The organism is Treponema sp. TIM-1, assembly GCF_046533115.1.
Taxonomy (GTDB): domain Bacteria; phylum Spirochaetota; class Spirochaetia; order Treponematales; family Breznakiellaceae; genus JAIRMO01.
This window is the reverse complement of sequence record NZ_JAJQRC010000037.1, coordinates 1-22986: the sequence shown is the minus strand read 5'-3', so window position 1 is coordinate 22986 and position 22986 is coordinate 1. Positions and strand designations below refer to the sequence as shown.

Sequence of the window (22986 nt, the reverse complement as noted above, 5' to 3'; positions counted from 1 at the left end):
TGCCGCTAGCCGGGTTTACCCGGCATGACCCTCCTTCCCGGCAATACCGCCGACCCCCGGTCCATACCTGAATCCACGGCCGATTTGGGGACAAAAAGCCCCTGCCGGAAAAAATTGAGAAAAATATGTATTTTTTTTTGAAAAAAACGCTCTTTTAGCCCCTACTTGGCACGGTTCTTGCTGGGGGGGGGGGTAAGAAATTGAAAATGGAAAATTGAGAATGAATAATGGAAAATGAAGAGGAGGGAAGAATTGGGCGTGAAGAAAGAATGGTGGTGTATGTCATGGCTTCCTCCTTTTATTTTCTGCCGGCTTTTGCCGAATTTTTTCAGCTATAAATCTATACCCATTATTATATCACACTTTGGTCCGGAAATCTCGTTTTTTTGAAAAATTTTTTAAAAAAATGCAAAAAAACGTCAAATTTCGTCTCCCACCCAAAAAATCACCCAAAAATACGCCCTCCAGTGCCGAATTAAGAAATTTACCACAAAGGCACAATAGTAAGAAATTCACCACAAAGGCGCAGAAGGCGAAGAAGGAAAGGAATGAAGAGTTGTCCGTTCTAATTCTTCACTCTCCTCATTTCTCTTTCCTAACTCCTCTCTTAACTCTTCCTTCTTCGCCTTCTGCGCCTTTGTGGTCAAATTTAGGGACTCCAGAGGCCCCTTGAAAAGCTTGCCGGTGAAACCTATTATGAATATATGTTCAAGGTAATCCCCTGCGCCGCGGGATGCGGGCATACGGCCCTGAGCGGTTCCACCACCTGCGCCGTCCATGCGGCGGATCCGGGTAAGGAAGCGGCCCGGATCGCCGCTTATATCCATGACCGGAAAATCATCAAGGACCTCAATGCGGCGGGGCTGCGGTTTGAGAGCGTTGATTTTTCTCACCGTCACTTTTACGGGTGTAATTTTATCCGTTCTGAATTTTCCATGTGCCTTTTTACCGAAAACCTCGTCCGGATGAGTTTTTTTGATTTTGGGATCTTTACCAACTGCGATTTTTCCAAAAGCGACCTGCAATTTTTGTCCTTTGCCGGTTCCACCCTGCGGAACTGTACCTTTGAGAATTCGGAGCTGGTGAATATCAATTACGGGGGGGCCGTTATTTCGGACTGTACCTTCAATTATTCCAACCTGTACAACAGCCGTTTTATCGATTCCGTTATCGAACTCACGGATTTTATCGATTGCAACGTAAAAAAAACCTATTTTATCAAGAGCAAACAGGAAGGGATTTCCTTTAAATCTTCCAATACCGCGGAAGCGGTCTTTGAATTGGAGGAATAGGATGAAGTTGTTTTTTCATTACTGCCATCAGGGGTTCAGCAACTGCTATATCCTGGGAACCGATTTTGAGGAGGGGACCAATAAAACCGGCGCCCGGAACGCCATTATCATCGATCCGGGGGTCATGGACGGGACCATCCTCAATATCATCGAAAAACACGATTATACCCTCCGGGGGGTATTTATCACCCACAATCACCGGAGCCATGTACAGGGCTTACGGGCCATCAGGCGGATCTACGATGTGGCTATTTACGCGGTGAACCACGTTATTTTGGATCAACGGACCATCATGGTACGGGACGGGGAGACCGTAACCGTGGGGGAATTTAACATCGAAGTCATTTCCGTACCCGGCCACTCCGCGGATTCGGCGGTATTCAAAATTGAACACATGCTTTTTACCGGGGATGCCTTAACCGCGGGCCTGGTGGGGGGCACCGCCAGTTCCTATGGGTCCGAAGTGCAGATGCGGGCCCTGCGGAGCAAGATCCTCTCCATACCGGGGAATTTTGTGATCATGCCCGGCCACGGCCCCCCTTCGTCCCTGGAGGCGGAACGGCGCTTTAATGTGGGGATCCAGCATTTTGAGCAGCACAAAAAGGCCCGGCCCACCTTTAATCTTGAAATAATGGGATAAGCCGGCGGATCCGGCCCGCGGTGAAGCCCCAGCGCCGGTTTACATAGGATGAAAGGGCCTCCGCTTCCCGCATAAAGGCCCGACTCAGGTCCGGCCAGGTACCGGAGGCTTCGTCCATGGGAGGCAGGACCTCCCGCCGCCAGGAACTTTCATTGATCCGCCCGGCCAGGACTTCCCCAAAGTACCACCCCGCCCGGGATACGGGCTGCTGCAGGCAATGGGCCATGAATTCGTTTATCACCAGGAGGGGGTTGTTCACCTCGTACCCCTGATAATCAAAATAGGAACGGAGGAAGCGCCGCGCCCCCGGGTCGAGCCCTTCCCAACGGCGGCGGCAGAACTCCCTGAAATCCGCATCGATAAAAAAAAGACCGTGAAACCCCTCGTGGACCATAAAAAGGCCGCGGAGGTAATCCGAAGATTCCCGCGATAGGGAAAGAACCGCGCCCGCTCCCGGACCGGCGGGGGTCAAGATGCCGGCCCCATGGAGGATGTTTTCAAGCTCCTCCTCTTCCGGGGAGAGGGGAAAATTCTTTGTCCGGGCCGCCGAGAAAAAGGCGGCCAGATCCTCCGCCCGGTAATCGTGGGCGTTCCAGCCGTGGAGATCCGCCATTTCCCGATCCGTCAGCAAACGGCCGGCAATACCCTTTTTCTCCACAAAAAAGGCAATCCGCTTAAAAAGCCGGTCCTGGACCGCGTAGTCGGCGGTATCAAAGATCAACACCGATGGGAAATGCTCCCATTGGAACACCTCGTAACGGGGATCCCGCCACAAGGTCCGGTCATATACCAGGATCACCCCGGGATCCGCGGGGATGGCCTCGGGGAAAGGCAGCGCCGGGGCCTTGACCAGCCGGAGGGTGTCAATTTGGCCGTCGCCGGTGACGACCAGGGGATAGGGCTCCCCGGGAACGGCCCCGGCGGGAAGGTGGATCGGTCCGGGCTCCGGGCCCCCGGCATACTCATACCGGACCCTTCCCAGGGCTACCTCAACCGGGGCGGCCTCGCCGGAGAGGGATAATTCCACGGGCCCCGGTATCCGGTAGGGGAGCAGGGGATCGATCAATACCGTCTGAACCGGACCCCCCTGGCCGGCAACAATTCCCCCGGACACAAAGGGGGTGACCCCCAGGGCCGCCGCCGCGCCCTCCCCTTCCCGGACAAAGCCGAACCACCGGGGCAGAAACCGGAGGGACCGGATCGCAAAAACCAGACCCTTCCCCCCGGCAGGGGAAGGACCGGCGTCTTCCCTGGTCTCAAGGGTGAGGGAGAATTGTTCTATCTCCGAACCTAAAAGGGGTATTCCGTAGCGGATCTTTTCCGGAACCTTCCCGGCTCCCAAAAATGAACCGTCCCAGGGTAATTCCCAGGGGGCCTCCCCTTCCACCCGCAGGACTATCCGGTACCGGTCTTTCCATGCCGAAAGGTTCCCGGCGGGACCGTCCCCTAAACGAAAACCATACTCCAGCTCCAGGGACATATCCGGCGGAAGGGACAGGGGCTTTTGAAAGCGGTAGTTCAAGGGTTTGGACCCGTCCAGGGGAATAATTCCCGCGGCCGAATTTTTTGAGAGGCCCCAGAGGGTAGAGGGTGGGCCGGAAGGGGCATAGACGGGAAAGGCCGCGGGCTCTTTATAGGCACAGGCCCCTGCTCCAAGGGCGAGGATCCCGCAAAAAAAGAAGGCGCTGATAATTCCGGGTTTCATGTTATACCGGCTCCGGTTTAGAGGCTGACAATTCCCCGAGCGATAAGCTGGGCCAGAGAATATTTTCGCTCCTGGGTTATCTCCGCCTCGCTGCTCAAAAAGGTCCCCAACTGGGCGGCAAAGGATTCGGGCAGGACCGGAAGGCCGATCACCTGCTTGTAATACCCCCGGTGGGAAGGCTCGAACCGGTGGTTAATACAAAACAGGGTTAGACAGGCGGTCTTGATAAAAAGCGCGGAAGAGATAAGGTAATGAAAATCGTCCCCCTGGAACAGGGCCGCCCCCAGGTCATTTAAAAAGTGCTCCATTTTTGACTGGTGGGCATCCCGAATCTGACGCCAGAATTCATTATCCAGATTATTAAGCCGTTCCCGGATATCCCGGATCCAGGTATTACGGGAGAACAGGATCTCCCCGTGGGCCAGGCGGTAGAACCCATAGGTTCCCGAATCTTTAATAAACCATAGGGAATCCAGCTTGGTATCCGCGTAGGAAACCAGCTCGTCTATTTTTTGAGTAGCCTTGTATTCCAGCCGTACCGGTATTTCCCCGATAAGGAACCGGTCCTTGTCACCCCGGCTGGAGGTTTCAAAGGCCGCCGTATCCTCCCCATATTGACCGCGGCGCTCCGCCCCCTGGGGGATGGGACCGGAATGGAAAATATCCAAAATAAAGGCGTAGTAGGGATCCAGGGTATCGGATCTGGCCGCCTCATTCAGGGTGATACACTCCACCCCGGGCCATTGAGAAAGCACCGATACAAACCTATCCGCCAACAGTTTAGTCTTATACTTCATCACCCTTCCTTTAACAAGGGAACCGGTTTCAAACCAAAACAAATTTTGAGACCGAATTCAAGTTCTGAATGAAAGTATACCACAGAAAAGGGACTATGAAAACTCCGCCATTGACAGATGGGGTAGAAGCATTTATTTTGTAGAGGAATCTTGGCCGCCGGTTTGGTCTACTCCCCAGTAAAGCCGGTAAATGCCCTAAGAAGGTAGATTGCCGCCATGTCCCAGACCTTGCCCGAAATTCTGCGGTTCCTCGTCCTGGTCCCCCACCGGGAGACGGTGAAGATCCTGCGGGATTATAGTCGGGGGCTTTTCGCCGCGGGTTTTCCCGGGGCCTTTTCCTTTCCTACCGCGGTCCCCCTGGCCCTGGTCTCCCGGCCCTATACCGGGGAGGAACTCCAAGGGATCGCCCGGATGTTACGGCAGGCCAGTTTGGCCGGGGGAAGGGGCGGGAAAATTCCGGCGGGCCCCCCGGAGCCGGTTCCCGTTCCGGATATCCCCGGGGGAAGGTTCCTTTCGGGCTGCTCCTTTTTTGGACCGGTCCTGGACCTGCCGGTACCGGAGCTGTCCCTGCCGGGTCTTATATACCCCTTTCCGGCCTTGGTCCTTACTACCGCCCTGGCGGCAAGGGGGGACCCTCCCCTGATTCGGGAACCGGCGCCGCCCTTGGGGGCCTTTTCCTTCAGGGCCGCGGCAACGGCCAATATGGTCATCCGGCCCCTGGACGGCCGGGGAGCCTCCAACGCCGACCCTTATTCTTTGGAGTGGAAGATCGGCCGCTTACGCTGGCTGCCGGCGGAAAAAAATGTTTAGCCGGTTTCGGATCGGCCTGATACTACCCTGAGGGGGCCTTATGGAAAGTTGCTATCGGATCAGTGGAAACACCCTTATCCTCAAGGTTAAAGCCGTGCCCGGCGCGTCAAAGACGGAGTATGTTGAAGTTAAGGAAGGGCAGCTCCGGATACGGATCGCCGCCGCCGCCGAGGACGGTAAGGCCAATGAAGAACTTCGTTCTTTTCTGGCAAAAACCCTTAAATGCCCCAAAAAACATATAACCCTGCAATCCGGGGAAAAGTCCCGGCTCAAATCCCTGGCCCTGCCCCTGGTTTGTCAAGAAGGGCTTGAAACCCTGGTAAACGGGCTTGCTTCAAAATCCGGTCACGGTTGAACGGGGCGGGGTCTTCTACCGGAAATTACCGGGCAAGGTCTGGTACAAACGGTAATTTTCCTGGTCAAAACACATAAAGATCACCTGTTTGATCGCCGGTGTTTGGGGAAGGGTCTTTTTTACCGTTTCCCGGGCGATCCGGGCGGCTCCTTCCTTGGGGTAACCATACACACCGGTGCTGATGTTGGGAAAAGCTATACTGGAAAAACCCGCTTCTTGGGCAAGGAGGAGGCTTTTTCGGTAACAGGCGGCCAAAAGCTCCGGTTCTCCCTGGCCGCCGCCATGCCAGATGGGGCCCACGGTGTGGATCACCCCCTTGCAGGGGAGCCGGTAGGCGCCGGTGAGTACGGCATCTCCGGTAGGGCAAGGTTCCCGCCCTTCCTTTTCGCGGGCTCTGGCGATACGCCGGCACTCCTCCAGAAGTTCCGGCCCCGCGGCCCGGTGAATGGCTCCGTCCACTCCCCCTCCCCCCAAGAGGCTTGAATTGGCGGCGTTTACGATGACATCCACCGCGAGTTTGGTAATGTCCCCGTGCCTAATAACTATTTCGGCCATAGGCTTCTCCTATCATACCCGGATCTCAAAGCCGTTTTTTATTTCCCGGGCTATCATTTCCGGGGTTTTCTGTTCCGTTAAAATGATCCTATCGGCGGCCTTCCGGTAGGCCTCGGCTCTTCGCTCATGAAGGGCCCGGTGGGTATCCTGAGGGTTTTCGGTAACCAGGAAGGGGGGTAATTCCCCGGTTTTTTCAGCCGCAAGCCGTATCCGCTCCCAGGCTGTTTCGGGGCTAAGTTCCAGGTAGACCAGGAGGATCCGGTTTGCCCGGCCTAAACGCTCCATGGCAAGGGGGTTGTCGATAATTCCCCCCCCCGCGGCAATAACCCGAATGCTGCTATTCTTACCGGAGCCGGCCAACAGGGATTCCAGGGCGTTGAATTCGGCATCCCTAAAAACTTGCGCCCCTTTTTTATAAAGTTCCCGCGGGGAGGTTCCGGTTTGGGTTTCGATTACTTCATCCAGATCCGTAAATTCACCCGATAAAAGGGGCGCCAAAATCCTGCCGACACTGGTTTTTCCTGAATGTTTTGGTCCGACCAAAAGAATTATTCCGGGGGCTAGTTTTCTTTTCATAGACTATACCCTGGAAGAAAATTTTGCAGTAAACTAACCATAATGGATGAATGGGACCTCTTATTACTGGTTATTATCACCCTGCTACCGCTTATATCGGTATATCTCTGGTTCCGGATAAGCAAATTCCCGGTAGGGTTGGTCTGGTTTCTTCTGGCGCTTCTGGGAGGCGCCGCGGCCCTTCTTGTCGCGGTCCTCATCCAGAGTCTTTTTCCAAAATTCGGCGGGAATTTTACCGAGGGCTTTTTTTTCAATCTTTTTATTAAGATAGCCCTTACCGAAGAATTGGGCCGTTTTATGGTACTGCTGCTTCTTTTCCGGTTACGATCTTGCTTTTACCGGTCAATGCCGACAGAATCCCCTCCCCTTTCCCAGGGACTTGTCACCGGACTGCTTACCGGGCTTGGCTTTGCCGCGGTGGAAACCGCCTCCTACGGACCGGCGAACCTGGGGATCGCCCTGTTCCGGGTCTTTACGACCGCCCCGCTCCACGGAGCCTGCGGCGCCCGGAACGGTGCCGCCGCGATTTTATGTACCCGCCACCCCCTTCGGGCCTCCCTGCGTTTTTTTTCCGCGGTTATTATCCACGGCATGTATAATTTTATGGTGATCCGTACCGGTTTCTACAGCGTCTTTGCCGTTCTCATCGCCCTTACCGCCCTGGCATCCTCGATTCAGGAAATCCGATCTATCCCAATCACCCCTTTTCGGCTAGAATAATTATTAGGCAATACGTAGACTAAATCCGGTAAATCCTTTATGCTTTTTATTGAGGCTGTTTCAAAATTTCGTTGGTTTTGAGACCGGCTGGGGGAAAAGCGATCCACAGCCCGCTTTTCCGCGTAAATTTATGGGTGTTGTTTCAAACTCAGATCCTTACCGGACTATGGTTTTTTTGAAGCAGCCTCAATTACTAAGTGAGGAATCCATGATACGAGGCGGAGATATTGTGAAGGGAACCTGTCTACTTCAGAAGGGTCAGCCCTATCTTGTGGTGGATCGGGAATTCCATAACCCCGGAAAAGGAACCGCCATAGCCCGAATAAAGATGAAAAGTATCAAAGACGGCTCTGTGTTAACGATGACCGTCCCCACCCAGCAGGAAGTAGAAGACGCCCAGGTGGATATCGTTATCTGTCAGTACCAATACGCGGACCAGGATAATTATCACTTTATGGACACCGAGAGCTACGACCAGCATGAGGTGCCCATCAGCGAAATGGAAGATAAAAAATACTACCTCAAGGACGGAGACTCCTATGAGCTTACCCTGTGGGAAGGAAAGGTGATCGACATCAAGATCCCCTATAAGGTGGTCTTTACCGTGGCGGAAAGTGAAAACTACGTCAAGGGGGATACGGTATCGGGGGCGACAAAACCCATTGTTACCGAAACAGGGCTTACCGTTCGGGTTCCCCTTTTTATTAAACAGGGTGAGAAGATCCTGGTCAATACCGAAACTAACGAATACGTGGAGCGGGTTAATTCCTAAATCCCCGCTGGTCTCCGAGGCGGCGGAAGCCTACGGTACCAGGGAGATTGATTTTAAATTCCGGGGAAGGGAATATGCCTTTACCCTTTCCCAGGGACTTTTTAGTTCCGCGGATATTGACCGGGGGACCCGGCTTCTCCTCAAGGTCCTTTCCCAATCCTGGGATGGGGATATGCGGGAGGGGCGTTCTTTGCCCGCAACTATCCTGGACGCCGGGTCCGGGGTGGGGGTCATCGGGATCTGTGCTGCCGGGGCCCTCCTCATACTCCGGGACCGGGCTTTGACCGCTCCCGGTAACGGCCCGCCCATCCCTCGGGTCCGTTCCCAGGACCGGGACGAACTGGCCCGGTGTTTTACCCAATACAATGCCCTGAAAAATCATATTCCCCCCACGGTCCTGGAGGCTTATGCGGAACCCCTCCTTGCGGGGCCGCCGGAAGCCCGGTGGGACCTGATCCTCTCCAACCTCCCCGCCAAGGCCGGGCTTCCGGTGCTGGAGGACTTTGCCGGCCGGGCCGCCTCCCTGCTTGAGGCCGGGGGCCGGGTCATGGTGGTGGTGGTAAAGACCCTGGCGGAAAGGTTCCGCGCCTGGATTGAGGATGCCTGCTGTCCTCTCCTCCTGGAAACCGGGGGACCGGAACATGTGGTCTTTGCCTACGGTCCTTCTGCAAAGGAAACCGGGCCGGACCGGAAGGGTCCCATCACGGCGGGGATCGACCTTATGGCGGAATACCCGGCCTACCAAAGAAGGCGGGGAACCTATACCCTGGAGGGGATATCCTATACCCTGGATTCCATCCAGGGGGCCGCGGATTTTGATACCCCCTCGGCGGCGGTGGAGACCACCGTAAAACTGGCCTGCCGCTTAAAGCTCCGGGAGCGGCTTTTGTCCCCGGAGCGCCGCGCCGGGGGAGGGATCCTCATTCACGAACCGGATCAGGGCCACTTTCCCCTATGGTTTGCCCACTATCTGGGGGAGGCAAGCCCCGGTCCCTGGGTGTTTTTAGGCAGAAATGTCCTGGCCTTGGAGGCTTCCCGGCACAATTTTTTCCATGACCGGGCATTGACCCTGCAGGAAATTGTCCCCGCGGTGGATCCTGCCCTGGGAACCGCCGCCCTCGGGACCGAGGCCTTCAGTTTCATCGCGGCCTTCCCGGAAACCGTTCCCCAAACCAACCGGAACGCCGCCTACTGGACGGGCATCCGCCGGCTGCTCAGCCCCGGGGGCATCTTCCTCATGGCCCTCCCCTCCCCCCAGGCCGCCCTCTTTGACCGCAGAAAACCCGAAGGTTTTACCCGGCTGGGGGACTTAAAGCGGCGGGGATACCGGGCGCTGGCGTATGGAAGATAATTCTCCGCCGGTCTTTATCTCCTCAAGCTTGTTTTTAAGTTCCGATTCGATTTTAACAAGTTCCAGTTCCGCGGATCTATGGATCCGCTTGACCAGCGGGCTTCAGATAGTACGGCGTGGTTCCGCTTCCTCCGCCTCAACCGGACAGTACCTGCCCAGGATCAGATCGTAACGCTTGTCCGAAAGGACCCGCAGGGCGTCCCGGTCATGAAAGACCCCTATCATGGCGGTCCCCTCCGTCTTGAGGGCCAGAATCATCTCCATGATCCGTTCCTTGTAAGTCCGGTCCAGGGAAGCGGTGGGTTCATCCAGTAACAGAAGCCGCGGTTTTGAGATGATGGCATGGAGAATGTTAAGCCGTTGTTTTTCTCCTCCGGAAAAAGTGGCGGGGTACATTTCCCAAAGATTTTTTCCCAGCCCCGCCCGGGAAAGCATTTCCTTCGCCCGGTCTAACGCCTTATTTTGGGAAACCCCTCGGATAATCAGGGGTTCCATGAGTATCTCCAGCGCCGATATGCGGGGCATGACGTGGAAAAACTGGGACACATAGGCGATTCCGGTGTGGCGGAGGTTCAGGATTTCCCAATCATCGGCGGCGGCGAGATCCACCGTATCCCCCTTCTCGGTGGTGTAAAGGATCTGCCCGGATGAAGGGAGGTAACTGCGATAGATACATTTGAGGAGAGAACTTTTTCCGATCCCCGACGGGCCGGTCAGGGCAAGCAGGGAACCGGCATGGGTTTCAAACGAGACCCCTTTGAAACTTTGAATCTCAAGCCCTTCCCGGATATGCATGACAAAGGTTTTACTCAGATTCTTCAGGCGAAGCATGGTTTCTCCTTTAGCCTTGCCGGTAGTCGTACCGGAGAGTACTCTGCCCGTCGATGAAACACCGATATATCAGGGGGCGGCCCTGTAGTTTCCTCACGATCAGGAGATCCGCCTTTTTCCCTACTTCCAGGGATCCGTAATCGGCGGCAAGCCCCAAGGCTCTGGCGGGGTTGAGGGTCAGCATCCGTACCGCTTCCGTCAAGGGAATGATTCCTTTTTCCTCCAGCATGAAAGCCGAATGGAGCAGGCTGGCGGGGTAATAGTCGGAACAGAGGATGTCGGTACAGCCCTCCCGAATCGCCTCCAGGGCGGGGAGGTTCCCCGAATGGCTGCCGCCGAGCATCACATTGGGGGCCCCCATAACCACCATAAGCCCCTCCTCCCTGGCCTTTTTCGCTGCGGCCAGCTCCACGGGAAATTCAGAGATCTTCGTCCCATATTCCTTTTTCATAAAGAGAACTTTTTCGGGACTGTCGTCATCGTGGGAGGCCAGGGGGATACCCTGCTTTTTTGCCATCATGGCCAGTCTTTTAAGTTTTTTCCCGGAGACCCTGGGCCGGTTTTGCAGGATCTCGAGTTTTTTTTCCAGGGAGAGATCCCCTTCAATATCCCAGCCGGCGGCGGACCGGGCGTAAATTTCAAGGTTCCGGTATTGCCCCTGTCCAGGGGTATGATCCATAAAGGAAAGTTCATGAACCTTGCCTTCTTCCAGTATCCGCGCCACATAATCGTAAAGATCCGCCGCATAGATATCGTAGCGGGCGTGGAGCCGGTGGCGGATCAGGTGGTAGCCTTGATGAAAATCCTGGATCAAAAGGGCCAGCCGCTCAAAATTTTCTTTTGTGCGGAAATTGGCCCGTCCGTCTTTGCTGCCTGCCACATCCATAATTGAAAGGGAATGGTAAATTGTGGTAACGCCGTGTCCCAAAAGCTGTTTTTCCACTTCCCGGAGCCCCATCTCAAAATCAATAAGCGTAGTCGGCCGAGGCTGAAGGATTCCTTCGATATAATCGGAATGAATATCAATAAAGCCGGGCAACACATATCCCCCCCGGGCATCGAAACAACGCATAGTGGAGCCGTTTTTATCCCGGCGCCTTAGGGAACTCATGGGGAGGATGGCGAGGATCCGGTCTTTCCGGATAATGATCGCGTGATCGGGAAGAATTTTATCGGGACCAACTACACGGGCATTCAAAATACATTTTTTCATCGTTGATTCCTCATTTCATAAAAGCGAGTTGACCAGAATTTGGGTGTATATATGCTGAGGGTCTTCCATGATCTGATCCGTCACCCCTTCTTCAATAATTCTTCCATCCAGCATGACCACGGTACGATCCGCGAGCATCCGTACTACCGCCAGATCATGGCTGACCACGATCATGGAAACCCCGTATTCCCGCTGAATCCGCTTGATCAGATCCAGCACCCTGGCCTGCACCGAAAGATCGAGTCCGGTGGTTACTTCGTCCAGTAAAAGAATTGGTGGATTATTGGCCACCGCTTTTGCTATTTGAACCCGTCGCTGCATTCCCCCGGAAAAACGCACCGGCGGTTCCCTGACCCGGCTCACCGGTACCTCAATATGTTCCAGAAGCTCTGCGGTACGATCCATCATGGCGGCTACGTTACGGCTTCCCGCGGCAATAAGTTTTTCCGCCACATTGGCTCCGGAAGAAAAAAACATCCGCAGTCCCAGATGGGGATTCTGGTAGACCATCCCCAATAACCGGTTTCGGATAATTTTTTTCTGCTGGCGGCTCGCGGAAAAAATATCGATTTTTCCTTCCTGATAACATTCCAAATAACAGGTTCCGTTGTCGGTCTCAAGGTCCAAATAAAGGGAGCGCATCAGGGTGGTTTTGCCCGATCCCGATTCTCCTACCACACCAAGAATCTCCCCTTCCCGGAGCCGGAGGGAAATATTCCGGAGGGCCCAGATGCTGCCGCAGAGGGGACAGCGATTTCGTTCCATATATGCCGCGGCGGTTTCCGCCTCCAGGCAGCGCGGGCAGCCCGGCCCATGCCGTACCGTGAGCCCTTCAAGCTTCAAAGCAAATTTATCACCCCGCACCTTTTCCCTCCTCCCCCTGACGTTCCCAGATCCTTCCTCCCTTAACTCTCCGCTTCTCGCAATACCCGCTGTCCGAACATTGGTACATTTTTTCACCCGTGACCGAATCAAAAAATTCATCCATGAACACATCTTCTGCCCCGCAAAACCGGCATACCCTGCCGGACATATCCTCAACCCTGAAGGGATGATCTTCAAAGCCGAGGGACTCCACCTTCGTATACGGAGGAAGAGCATATATCTTTTTTTCCCGGCCCGCACCGAAAAGATACAGGGCGGGACTGTTGTTGAGTTTTGGATTATCGAACCGGGGAATGGGAGAAGGCATCATAATATACCGGTCCTCCACCATCACCGGATAATCGGCCCCCAGTTCAATCTCGCCGACCCGGACGATGTTTTCGTAGAGGGCCAGCCACATGGGCGCATAGTCCATTTCGGCGTGCATCTTTTTGGTTATCGATTCCAGTGGTTCCACCAGACGCAGGGGCTCGGGGAGTGGCACCTGCAATACCAGAATCTGATCGTTCCGCAGGGGAGTTTCGGGGATCCGGTGGCGGGTTTGAATTACCACCGCTTCTTCCGAGTCGGTGGTGGTTTTTATGTTTGTACAGGCGGATACAAAAGCGCGGATAGACACGGCATTGACACTGTCGTCGCTTCCCTGGTCGATTACCTTGAGGGTGTCCTTCCGGCCGATAATAGAAAGGGTTATCTGGATACCCCCGGTTCCCCAGCCCCGGCCTATGGGCAGTTCCCGGGAACCGAAGGGTACCTGATAGCCGGGAATGGCTACCGCCTTTAACAGCGCCCGCCGTACCAAGCGCTTGGAGCCTTCATCCAAAAAAGCAAAATTATAACCCTGCATGATCCGTCTTTTTTCGTGTATGCCGCACCCGGTCCAGCTTTGACTGAAACGTAACATAGTGGGGCAGTTTCAGATGGGAGATAAAGCCATTCATTTCCAGGGCGTCCCCATGGAGGAGGACAAATTCCTGATTATTCAAAATAGAAAGCCCCCCGTCTTCGATCCCCGAAGCTGAAACGTCATGTACGGCATTATTACCCGGTGTAGTGGATTCGGCGGCACTGTTCAGGGAATAATCCAGAATCGACATGGCAATGGCCTTGGTATCGTTCCTGCCGAACACCATACCGTAACCTCCGTCCAGACTCAGGGCATTGGCGGATGTATCCGCCTTCTCCCCCTGACCGGAACTTAGAATATTCAGGGGATCTTTCTCCCCTTCCGTCTTTATTTTTTGATCCTCCCTGGGGAAAAGGGATTCAACTTCGGTAACGATAATTTCCCCCACAAAGAGGTATTCCCCTTCGATGAGGGGATGAGGAATGGTTACCTCCAATGCGCCGGTCCGCAGTTCCCCCACTGTGGGGTGGCCGGAGCCAAAACCCCGGATAGCCGCATAGGCCAGGCCGCTGATGTATCCCGTATCGGAACGGGCCAGGGTTTGCAGACGGGCGGAACGGGGGGCGGGAAACGAGAGGGGATGTTCCGTTATATCCCAGGGTTCTCCGTCATCTTCTTCAACCGTGATAAGTCCTTCCCGCCGCAGCTCATCCGAAACCCTCACGGCGTAGATAGGTCCACCCCCCGGCCCGGCCGGCTGCTCCCCGGCGGCGGCCTTCCCGGACGAAGGAGAGGCTTTTCCCGCGGAATCCTTCCTGCCTTCGTTCAGGAGTTCGAAGTTGAGGAGCCGGTGGGTATAGTCCCGGGAGGCCCCGAGAAACTGCCCACCGGGAATATCCTTAAATGCGGCGGATACACGCCGCAGGATCCGCATATCCACACCGTTCATGGGGAGGCTCAGGTAAGAGCGGGACAGGGTTGAACGGTAGGCCCTAAGCAGGAAGACCGCCTCCTCCGGGGAACCCTCCGATTGTTTGAGGGCCAGAGCCGCATACGAAGGGGCGTAAAAACCTGCCTCCCCCATGATCCGGTCGATGAGGAGACCCATCTGTTTTTCCAGGACCTCAAGGTCCAGATCCGCCTGACCGGCGGCGCGGTATCTTTCCAGCAATTTGACACTTTCCGCTACCGCTTCCTCGCCGCCCTTTACCGCCGCATAGGCCATAACAACCTCAATTTAGTACGTCCACCGGGCCGTCCGTTATACTCGAACCGGAGACATCATCCCATGCGAATACCGTTTTCCGGGTAAGGGCCGCAAGGGAAAAATCCTCCCGCAGGAAGATCAGTTCCACCCCGCAGGGATATTCAAACCCCCGTTCATCCCGGGCCCGGCACCAGACCGCTTCCGCCGGGAACAGATCGATCCGCCGTCCCTCCGGAGGAATCCCCGGCCCCATGAGGAAAAGCGGCGCCTCCGGCTGTTCCCCGCCTCCGGTTCCGGCGGCAATAAAAAGCAGAGCCGACCGGTGGGGATCAAGATGGGTTCCCCCCTTAACCTGTGAGAGAACTCGGAGGGCTTCATCGCGGGCCGCCGCACCGCCGCTTAAAAGAACAAAATCCGCTTCCTCCAGGGGAACCTGCGGAGCGCCGGTAAGAAAGCAAATCTCCTCTCGGGTTTGTTCATCGCCGTCCCAGAAAAAACCGGTTTCCGTATCCAGCAGGGTGATCGCCGGGGCAAGCCAACACCCCTGAGCGGTAAATTGACCGGCCTGGGATCGGATACTCAACACCCTGCCGGGATTTGCCAGGGCTTCCAACAGTACACGGAAAACCTCCTGAGTACCGTGAACCATATCAAAATCATGTTTGTTTTTCACCGATCCCTATCCTCCAACGCCTGAAAAGAAACTTGGGTTTTTCTGATCTCCGCCGCCTCTTTTGCCAGTTCCGCCTTCCACGTTTTCTCCAGCCGGAGCAGTTCCGGTTCCACCAGGGCAAAGCCCGGAAAGTTCCCGGAATGGGCGGCATCCAAGACCGCGGCGGCCCGGACCTTACCAAGATCATCCCCCATCAGTACCGCCGCTCCCCGGACACCCCCCAGCTCTACCATACAGTGGGCCGCCAAAAGTTCCCCCAGATAGAAACGGCCCTGCCGTACCGGTTCCCGAATCTGGAGGAGAACCATGGTTTTTTCAGGCCCCTTAAGGAGTACCGCCTCCCGCCCTTCCGCGGCCTTTACCGCCAGGGATCCAAGCAGGGCCGGGCCGGCAAAAGCGCAGATCCGGCTCAGGGTGATCTTGTCCATCAAACCTTTACCCGTCCTTTAATATACGTGGAGAAAAGTTCGATCCCCAGGGCGAAGATAAAAACGATCAGTACCGCCAGCCCCGCCCGCCCGAGGCGGTAACTGTTCATGGCGGCCATGATGGTGTAACCGATACCGCCGGCCCCCACCATGCCGAGGATCGCCGCCTCCTGGTAATTGGTTTCAAAACGCAGGGCCGTCCAGGCGATGATCCCGGAGAGGGACGAGGGGAGGACCGCGCCGAAAAACACCTGGACCCGGTTTGCCCCGGCGGCCCGGACCGCCTCAATGGCCTCATCAGGTACCTCCTCAAAAAGCTGGGCAAAGACCATACCGAAAAAGGCGGTGGCGTGGAAACTCAGGCCTACAATACCTGAGGCCATGCCGAAACCCATGGAGGCCAGTACCAGGAGTACCCATACCGGCGTCGGTACCGCCCGGATAAAGGCGAGGAAACTTTTGATGATAGGCGAAAGCGGTTTCCAGGGGCTGATGTTGTCCGCCGCCAGAGCGCCCAGGGCGAGGCCCAGAACCAGGCTGTAGATCAGGGCTAGGGCGGCCACGGTGACGGTTTCGGTAAAGGTCAGCAGGGTGAGGGAAAACCGCTCGGTTGAAAAATGGGCCATGTCGAGGAATACCTTGCCCAGCCGGGGGAAGCGCTGGATGAGTTTATGCCAATCCGCGTCGAGTAAGCCCAGGGATACCACCGTAAGGACTGCCAAAAAAATTAAAAACAGGTGTATCGGCAGATCCCGTTTCAGGTTTCCCACGGGTATTTTGGGGGGCTTGAGTTTTTGTTCATACCGGATACGGATCATATTTTGTTCAAGCAAAAGATTAAAATTGGATTCTTCAAGATACATGATTACTTCTCCTTTTTTTAACGCATAATCAGTTTTCTAAGATAATCGGTCAGTAAATTTACCCCAATAATGATAACCGCCACGGCGAGAATCGCGGTTGAAGCCGCCGCATAGTTAAACTGTTTGATGTAACCCATGAGCAGAAGACCGATACCGCCGGCCCCTACCATGCCAAGGATCGTGGAAGCCCGGATATTCAACTCCACGCAGTAAAGGATCCAGGCGATAAAACCCGGCATGGCGGCGGGCAGAAGCGCCTGGGTGATTATTGCCGGCATACCGGCCCCGGCGGCCAACAGAGGTTCCAGGGTTTCTTCCGCCGCCTCATCCAGGATCTCGATAAAAAACCGGGTGAGGTAACCGGTAGTGGCAATGATCAGGGAAAGAACCCCCACCACCGTCCCGATACCGAAGGCAGCCACCAGAATAAAGGCCCATACCAGGGTGGGAATATTCCGCAATATCGAGGCAAAGGCCCGGATAAGGGAATTGATCACCCGTGACCGGGTTATGGCAGCGGTTCCCAGAAAGCTGAACAGCAGGCCCAGGATCGTCGAAAGCCCCGTAGCCCCCAGGGCCATGTAGATGGTCTGCATCATTGCCCGGGACAAGGCCTCCAGTCTTCCCATAGAGGGAGGAACAAAATCAGTAAAGATAAAGTTCCAGAATTCCCCCTGAGACAGCAGGGCCGTGATGAGATTAAACCGGGTAAAGCCCGTGGAGAGGCCGAAGAGCAGGATAAGAACAATCACAAAAACCACTGAAGTCCTGAAGCTTTCACGGGAGGTCAATCGTATCTTTTCCATGATCCGGTTATCCTTTACGGAATCCTCCCCATGCCGGTCCGTCATATATTTGCCTCCGAACGTTCGCCGCTGATCATGAGCTGGTCCATGGGCTTCCCGTAGATCTTTTCAATCATCGGTTCGGTGAGTTCCGCGGTGGGCCCATCGTACACAATCTCTCCCTCAAACATACCGATGATCCGATCCGCGTATTTGAGGGCCGCGTCAACCTGATGGAGATTGACGATACAGGCGATGGTATTACGGCGGCATATATCCCGAATCAGTTCCATCACTATCTGGGCGCTGGCAGGGTCCAAGGAGGCAATAGGCTCGTCGCAGAGCAGTACCGATGGTTGTTGCATCAGGGCCCGGACGATCCCCACCCGTTGGCGCTGGCCGCCGGAAAGCTCTCCTGCCCGGTGGTAGAGGAAGTCCCCAAGACCGGTCTGCTCAAGAATGGTTACGGCCCGCTGTTTATCCCCTTCGGTGTAACGGCCCAAAACACCGTCCAGGGTGTTCATATAACCCAGCCGGCCATGCATCACATTCTGCATTACCGAGAGGCGGGCCACCAGGTTGTGGTGCTGGAAGATCATACCTACCCGGCGGCGGAGCTTTCTCACCCTGGCGGCTGAAGCCCCGGTGATTTCTTCCCCTTCGATAAAAATCCGGCCCGCCGTGGGAACGACCAGACGGTTGATACAACGCAGCAGCGTGGACTTTCCCGCTCCCGAGGGGCCGATGACACCGATCATCTCCCCCTTCCCTACCGCGAGGTCCAAGTTCCGGACCGCTGGTTTTTCCGAACCCCGGTATATTTTTTTCAGGCTCCGTACTTCAATAATAGGCTCCAAATGGTACTCCTCATCTTCTTTAACAAAAATTTGGACCGGTTCCAAAAATCTGGAGGGATAAATTTTGGAACCAGCCCGGGTATTTTTAACTATTTATTTTTTCAGGACTCCTGTTCATTGGGGGATTACCTTTGCCATCAGATCCCGGACATAGTCGTAGTCCCGGTCAAAGGCTTCCACAAATTCCGGCCTGTCCGCTGGAGACATACCGAGCATATACTGGAAGTAGTTGGGATCTTTGTAGGCCAAAAGGAACTGCTTAACCTTGACCTTTAAGTCCGCCGGCAGATCCTTTCTAATGGCCATAGGGGATGAGGGAATTTTGGGAGATTCGTGGATTACCACAAAGTCGCTTTCTTTGGCCCGGCCCGCGGCAATTTCCGCCGCCAGAATGTCCGACGCGACAGGCGCGGCCTCAATGTCCCCGTTGATCACCCCCTGCAGCCCGTTCTGGTGCTTTCCGGAAAACATAACGGACGAAAAGAATCTGCCGTTGGTGTGGAAGTCCTCATTGGTCATGCCGGGGAAGGTGTTCATCAGCTCCAGGGTCGGCACATAGTTGCCCGAGGTGGAGGCGGGGTCCACAAAAGCGAAGGTCTTTCCTCGGAGGTCTTGCAGGGTTTTGATAGGACTTCCGGCCTTGACGATGATCTTTGACGTATACCCGGCACGGCTCTTATCCCCGAAAATCGCGGGGGTGACCATCGCTTCCGCTCCGGACCGTTCCGCGGCCTGCACATACGAAACCGGGCCGTAATAGACAATGTCCGCGTGTTTGGTCCGCATGGCCTCCACCACGGCATTATAATCCGCTGCGTTAATCTCCCGAATCTTGATACCAAGGGCGGTGCTCAGTTCCCCCTGTAAGGCACTCCGGTATTCCGTCAGTTCCTCGCTGGCCTCGTTGGGGAGGTAGCATATCACCAGTTCCTGCGGCCAGCCCGCAGGCCCGGAAGCGGCGGGGCTTTTCGTCTGCTGTCCCCCTGCGTAAAGACCGCCGCCTGTTCCCAAAAGGGCCGTAAAAAAAATCAGACCCCCCATTATTGCACAATTTACTTTCAAGCCTTTCATGAAATACTCCTTGCAGTTAAAGATAAGTCTGTTTAATCCCCGATTGTTAAAATTCTGTTACGGATATGTAAAATTGTAGTAAAAAATTGTTTTTACTGTTTATGGTTTAAACCGGCTCAACTTTTTTTGCGTATTATTTATCTGTTTTTTACAAACCCTTAACATGGGACTGGTATATATTCTCCGAGAACAATTTTTTTCACGGGGAGGTCGAAATGAAAATCGCCTATTTTACCGATACCTTTATGCCGGAGCTGAATGGGGTAACCAATACCCTTACCAAATTGCGGTCTTACCTTGATCGTAAGAGTATCCAATACGCTTTTTTTGCCCCCGATTACGGCCGAATATCAGAGATGGATCTTGTTCTTCAAGACAAGAAGGTTCACCGTTTTAGGGGTATTACAACATCCTTTTCCCCGGAGAGCTGTCTCGCCTTTCCCCAATACCGGGAGATCCTTGGCCTTTGCGATGAGTTCAAGCCCGATCTGGTACATGTGGTTACCGAACTGGGGATCGGCTACAAAGGGATGAAGTACGCCCGTTCCCGCAATTTACCCCTGGTGATGAGTTACCATACCGATTACAGTAAATACCTCAGGTTCTTTCACCTGGACTTTTTTAAGCCCCTGCTGGAAAAATACCTGGCCTGGTTTTATCGGTCAGCTCATCGAATTCTGGCTCCCTCCAAACATACCCTGGAACAGCTTTTCCAAAAAAAATACCGGAACCTGGGAATCTGGTCCCGGGGCATCGACACGAAAAGATTCAATCCTCTGTTCCGGAGCCGGGAATGGCGGGAGGGGCTTGGTATTGATGATAAATTTGTCTTCCTCTATGTGGGCCGTTTATCTCCCGAAAAAGGACTGGATACACTGGTGGCTGCCATCGAAGAAATTGAAAACCGTTTTCCCCAAAAAGCCTCCTTTGTTTTTACCGGCGGCGGGCCCTATACGGATTTCATCCGGCAAAAAAATTTTTCCAATGTTATCCTTACGGGGTTTAAGACCGGCCCCGAATTGTCGGAGATATACGCCTCCTGTGATTGTTTCGCCTTTCCTTCGGGGACGGAAACCTTCGGCAATGCCCCTTTGGAGGCCATGGCCAGCGGATTACCGGTGGCCGGTATTGCCTCAGGGGGGGTGATGGATTTTCTTTCCCATAGAAAAAACGCCCTGCTCTGCGCCGAGGGGGACCAAAAAGCCTTTACGGAAAATTTAATCGCCATCATGGAAAACAAAACCCTCCGCCGGGGGTTGGCACAAAACGGACGGAAACTGGCCCAGTCCCGGGCCTGGGATACGATCTTTGACGACCTCCTTTCGGTCTACCGGGGACTCATTACGGATAAACAGAGCCCCGCCAAATACAGCTACCATGATGCTTCGTAATCCGCCGGACCTTGTGGCCGTCTTTTTCGGCAGCCCGCCGGGACAGGTGGTTATCCAGATAACAAATTATTGTAACGCCACCTGCCCCCAGTGCGGGATGAGAAAGACCGCCGACATAAAACGTTACCAGCTTGATAAAGTACGGATCAGAAGAATCCTGGATCAATGTGCCCGGAACGGTATAGCGGCGGTATCCTTAACCGGAGGTGAACCCTTTATCAAACCCCTCGAGTTGTTGGATCTCCTGAATTATGCCACCCGCCGGGGCATCCGCTATCTGCGGAGTGGTACCAACGGGTATATGTTTGCCCCAGAAGGAAAGGCTGCCGGAATTGAGGAAATAGGACCCTTCGCCCAAGCCCTCTCCGCTACGGGTATACGGAATTTCTGGATAAGCCTGGATTCCGCGGATACCCGGACCCATGAAACCATGCGGGGACTGCCGGGGGTCGTTGAGGGGATCCGCAGGGCCCTGCCTCTTTTTCATGCCCAGGGACTGTACCCCGCGGCAAATCTGGGGATAAACCGGAATGTGGCGGGAGCCCCTATCCCGCCCCTGCGAGATCCGCCGGATGAGTCCCGTTTTTTTGAAGCCTTCACGGCGGGATTTACGGCCTTCTTCTCAAAGGTCATCGATCTGGGCTTTACCATGGCCAATGTCTGCTACCCCATGAGTTCCGTTCAGGGGGGGCTCGCGGATGAGCAGCCGGTCTACGGCGCTATCTCCGGTGATCCGGCGGTGGATTTTTCTCCCCAAGAACTTAGGCTCGTTTTTAAAGCCCTGTTGGAGGTGATTCCCCGCTTTCGCAGCCGGATTCGGATCTTCAGTCCCCTCTCGGTTCTCTACGCCCTGTCGCGGGAAGATGATAGTTTCCTTTTTCCCTGCCTTGGCGGATATGCCTATTTTTTTATAGACGGTAACGACGGCCGCCTTTACCCCTGCGGTTACCGCGGCAGCGAAGATCTGGGGGAGGATCTCGAAAAAGCAAAAACCCAAGGCAGGAAGTGTAAACCGTTTTGTATGAAATGTCATTGGGAGTGTTTCAGGGATCCCTCCCAGCTTTTCGGTCTGGCCCGGTATATGATCCGGCATCCGGTATTATGTTTTATAAAAAAGAGTATCGATCCCCGGATGTTAAAACTCTGGTTCACCGATATGGGTTATTATATACGGAATGATTTTTTTAATGGCAGAAAGCCTGGTTCGGAATAAGGAGATTTAATATGAAATTTTCATCAAAAAACGCTTGGTTTGCAATCTGCCAGATCCTTATTGTTCTTGCCGTGGTTTTTTCCCATATTCTCCCGATTAACGGCATGATAAAAAGTTATGTCATCCTTGCCGGTACAACCGGCGCCGCTTTCGCCATATCTCTTTCGATACGGTCTTCGAGAAGGGGAAGCGCCGTCAGGGAAAGCTGGGATAAGGCCGTGGCCTTCACCGTGTTTATGTTTATCTGTCATGGGGGGGCGCTTCTGTTTTCCCTGCCAAGAATTTTCAGTAACCTTGGGATTGGTCCTTTCCTTATGATGATCATCCCCTCTTTGGCATGCTGGATAGCATTGCCTTTATTGCTCGTAAAATATAAAAAGCACCTCTTTCCGATAAACGAAAAAATAGAAAAGCTTATCCTTAACAAACCGCCCTTTTTCCCACCAAAATCAGTCGTAGCAATTTACCAGAAGATCAACCTAATTGAAGACCATATTCGTTCAATACAGGAAAGATCCAAAGCAGCCAATAATTATATACGGCTGCTGAATGAACACAAAGGGGTCCCCGGCGCCGAAGGCCTGATTGAAAAACAAAAAGAATACGACAAATATTTTGGCGCCAATTATGCCGAATATTGTTCGTTGAATTTACATATACGGTTTCAATTTTATGTAATGCTGATAAAAGAGATAATACTACCGGGAAAGATACTACATAACCTTGATATAGAACGGTTTATTGAGGCGGTAAAAACCGATCTGCGATCCCGGATGAAGGATCTTACGGATAATAAAAATCCTGATGCAGCGGGTACCATGGAATTTATCGAACTCAATGAGTCAATGAAGGCCATTGAAAAGAAAATTTCGCACATAACCTCGGATTTAATTTCTGCCCAATCAAGTGAAATAATCGCCGGTACTTCGCCGATTGATGAAAAAAATCTGTTGGATATATACAAACAGGAATACGACTTTGAAGCGGCCCTTGAACATTTAAGAAAGTCGGATGATGAACACGACAGATTTATGGCCGAAAAAGAACTATCGGACATCTAAGGACCCGTGCGAGAATAAAATGCCATGCATTTTATTCTAATTGCTTATGCAATAAGGAAATAACATGACCAATCGGTCATGTTATTTC

The 22986-nt window shown here is 54.0% G+C and carries 25 protein-coding genes; 10 read left to right on the top strand and 15 right to left on the bottom strand.

Annotation, left to right across the window (positions count from 1 at the left end):
* The first annotated feature begins 704 nt into the window (after positions 1-704).
* Both LQZ21_RS11885 and LQZ21_RS11880 read left to right on the top strand, forming a co-directional pair.
* Complete coding sequence (locus LQZ21_RS11885; RefSeq protein WP_411044659.1) at positions 705-1292, top strand: pentapeptide repeat-containing protein; 588 nt, start codon at positions 705-707, stop codon at positions 1290-1292.
* Position 1293: 1 nt separating this feature from the next.
* A complete protein-coding gene (locus LQZ21_RS11880) occupies positions 1294-1932 on the top strand; it encodes an MBL fold metallo-hydrolase (protein ID WP_411044657.1) in 639 nt (212 codons plus the stop codon).
* Here the strand turns inward: LQZ21_RS11880 and LQZ21_RS11875 are convergent.
* Together LQZ21_RS11875 and LQZ21_RS11870 are read right to left on the bottom strand one after the other, a co-directional pair.
* The gene (locus tag LQZ21_RS11875; RefSeq protein WP_411044656.1) at positions 1910-3637 is read right to left on the bottom strand and encodes a hypothetical protein; all 1728 of its coding nucleotides are present in this window, start codon (positions 3635-3637) and stop codon (positions 1910-1912) included. The two genes, LQZ21_RS11880 and LQZ21_RS11875, sit on opposite strands and share 23 nt — an antisense overlap.
* 17 nt (positions 3638-3654) lie before the next feature.
* Positions 3655-4434, bottom strand: a complete 780-nt coding sequence (locus LQZ21_RS11870; protein ID WP_411044654.1) for a DUF4037 domain-containing protein — start codon at positions 4432-4434, stop codon at positions 3655-3657.
* A 216-nt stretch (positions 4435-4650) separates the two neighbouring features.
* On the opposite strand from LQZ21_RS11870, the gene LQZ21_RS11865 reads away from it, so the two are divergent.
* Positions 4651-5244, top strand: coding sequence for a hypothetical protein (locus LQZ21_RS11865; protein ID WP_411044653.1), 594 nt, complete (start codon positions 4651-4653; stop codon positions 5242-5244).
* A 40-nt stretch (positions 5245-5284) separates the two neighbouring features.
* Entirely contained in the window at positions 5285-5599 is a 315-nt protein-coding gene (locus LQZ21_RS11860) for a DUF167 domain-containing protein (RefSeq protein ID WP_411044651.1), read from the top strand.
* 15 nt (positions 5600-5614) lie between these two features.
* Here LQZ21_RS11860 and LQZ21_RS11855 read toward each other — a convergent pair whose 3' ends face one another.
* Both LQZ21_RS11855 and LQZ21_RS11850 read right to left on the bottom strand, forming a co-directional pair.
* Complete coding sequence (locus LQZ21_RS11855; protein WP_411044650.1) at positions 5615-6154, bottom strand: O-acetyl-ADP-ribose deacetylase; 540 nt, start codon at positions 6152-6154, stop codon at positions 5615-5617.
* A gap of 12 nt (positions 6155-6166) precedes the next feature.
* Entirely contained in the window at positions 6167-6730 is a 564-nt protein-coding gene (locus tag LQZ21_RS11850) for a shikimate kinase (protein WP_411044648.1), read from the bottom strand.
* 42 nt (positions 6731-6772) lie between these two features.
* Between LQZ21_RS11850 and LQZ21_RS11845 the strand changes: the two genes are divergently transcribed.
* The 3 genes from LQZ21_RS11845 (at position 6773) to LQZ21_RS11835 (ending at position 9573) form a co-directional block, all read left to right on the top strand.
* A complete protein-coding gene (locus LQZ21_RS11845; RefSeq protein ID WP_411044647.1) occupies positions 6773-7450 on the top strand; it encodes a PrsW family glutamic-type intramembrane protease in 678 nt (225 codons plus the stop codon).
* 208 nt (positions 7451-7658) lie between these two features.
* Complete coding sequence (gene efp / locus LQZ21_RS11840; RefSeq protein ID WP_411044645.1) at positions 7659-8222, top strand: elongation factor P; 564 nt, start codon at positions 7659-7661, stop codon at positions 8220-8222.
* On the top strand, positions 8164-9573 hold the full coding sequence (locus LQZ21_RS11835) for a methyltransferase (RefSeq protein WP_411044644.1): 1410 nt from the start codon (positions 8164-8166) through the stop codon (positions 9571-9573). Before efp ends, LQZ21_RS11835 begins: the two co-directional genes overlap by 59 nt.
* 102 nt (positions 9574-9675) lie before the next feature.
* On the opposite strand, the gene phnL is transcribed toward LQZ21_RS11835, so the two are convergent.
* From phnL to LQZ21_RS11780, 11 genes are all read right to left on the bottom strand, one after another.
* The gene (gene phnL / locus LQZ21_RS11830) at positions 9676-10404 is read right to left on the bottom strand and encodes a phosphonate C-P lyase system protein PhnL (RefSeq protein WP_411044642.1); all 729 of its coding nucleotides are present in this window, start codon (positions 10402-10404) and stop codon (positions 9676-9678) included.
* A gap of 10 nt (positions 10405-10414) precedes the next feature.
* The gene (locus tag LQZ21_RS11825) at positions 10415-11617 is read right to left on the bottom strand and encodes an alpha-D-ribose 1-methylphosphonate 5-triphosphate diphosphatase (RefSeq protein ID WP_411044641.1); all 1203 of its coding nucleotides are present in this window, start codon (positions 11615-11617) and stop codon (positions 10415-10417) included.
* Between the two features lie 15 nt (positions 11618-11632).
* Positions 11633-12481: an ATP-binding cassette domain-containing protein gene (locus LQZ21_RS11820; RefSeq protein ID WP_411044639.1), complete on the bottom strand. Its 849-nt coding sequence runs from the start codon at positions 12479-12481 to the stop codon at positions 11633-11635.
* Entirely contained in the window at positions 12471-13325 is an 855-nt protein-coding gene (locus tag LQZ21_RS11815) for an alpha-D-ribose 1-methylphosphonate 5-phosphate C-P-lyase PhnJ (protein WP_411044637.1), read from the bottom strand. The genes LQZ21_RS11820 and LQZ21_RS11815 overlap by 11 nt, the downstream gene beginning before the upstream one ends.
* A gap of 10 nt (positions 13326-13335) precedes the next feature.
* A complete protein-coding gene (locus LQZ21_RS11810) occupies positions 13336-14574 on the bottom strand; it encodes a carbon-phosphorus lyase complex subunit PhnI (protein ID WP_411044636.1) in 1239 nt (412 codons plus the stop codon).
* A 7-nt stretch (positions 14575-14581) separates the two neighbouring features.
* Complete coding sequence (gene phnH, locus LQZ21_RS11805) at positions 14582-15229, bottom strand: phosphonate C-P lyase system protein PhnH (protein WP_411044635.1); 648 nt, start codon at positions 15227-15229, stop codon at positions 14582-14584.
* Positions 15226-15657, bottom strand: a complete 432-nt coding sequence (locus tag LQZ21_RS11800) for a phosphonate C-P lyase system protein PhnG (protein ID WP_411044633.1) — start codon at positions 15655-15657, stop codon at positions 15226-15228. Before LQZ21_RS11800 ends, phnH begins: the two co-directional genes overlap by 4 nt.
* Positions 15657-16520 (bottom strand): PhnE/PtxC family ABC transporter permease, encoded by an 864-nt coding sequence (locus tag LQZ21_RS11795; protein WP_411044631.1) that lies wholly within the window; start codon positions 16518-16520, stop codon positions 15657-15659. The genes LQZ21_RS11800 and LQZ21_RS11795 overlap by 1 nt, the downstream gene beginning before the upstream one ends.
* Before the next feature lie 17 nt (positions 16521-16537).
* Complete coding sequence (locus LQZ21_RS11790) at positions 16538-17371, bottom strand: PhnE/PtxC family ABC transporter permease (protein WP_411044630.1); 834 nt, start codon at positions 17369-17371, stop codon at positions 16538-16540.
* Positions 17368-18162 carry a phosphonate ABC transporter ATP-binding protein gene (gene phnC / locus LQZ21_RS11785; RefSeq protein ID WP_411044628.1) on the bottom strand — a complete coding sequence of 265 codons (795 nt, stop codon included), beginning with the start codon at positions 18160-18162 and terminating at the stop codon, positions 17368-17370. Before phnC ends, LQZ21_RS11790 begins: the two co-directional genes overlap by 4 nt.
* Positions 18163-18276: 114 nt before the next feature.
* Positions 18277-19233, bottom strand: a complete 957-nt coding sequence (locus tag LQZ21_RS11780; RefSeq protein WP_411044627.1) for a phosphate/phosphite/phosphonate ABC transporter substrate-binding protein — start codon at positions 19231-19233, stop codon at positions 18277-18279.
* A 215-nt stretch (positions 19234-19448) separates the two neighbouring features.
* On the opposite strand from LQZ21_RS11780, the gene LQZ21_RS11775 reads away from it, so the two are divergent.
* From LQZ21_RS11775 to LQZ21_RS11765, 3 genes are read left to right on the top strand one after another with little or no spacing between them, the layout of a single operon-like run.
* The gene (locus LQZ21_RS11775) at positions 19449-20624 is read left to right on the top strand and encodes a glycosyltransferase family 4 protein (protein WP_411044625.1); all 1176 of its coding nucleotides are present in this window, start codon (positions 19449-19451) and stop codon (positions 20622-20624) included.
* Positions 20611-21837 (top strand): radical SAM protein, encoded by a 1227-nt coding sequence (locus LQZ21_RS11770; protein ID WP_411044623.1) that lies wholly within the window; start codon positions 20611-20613, stop codon positions 21835-21837. Before LQZ21_RS11775 ends, LQZ21_RS11770 begins: the two co-directional genes overlap by 14 nt.
* 11 nt (positions 21838-21848) lie before the next feature.
* A complete protein-coding gene (locus LQZ21_RS11765; protein ID WP_411044622.1) occupies positions 21849-22898 on the top strand; it encodes a hypothetical protein in 1050 nt (349 codons plus the stop codon).
* The last annotated feature ends 88 nt before the right edge of the window (positions 22899-22986 follow it).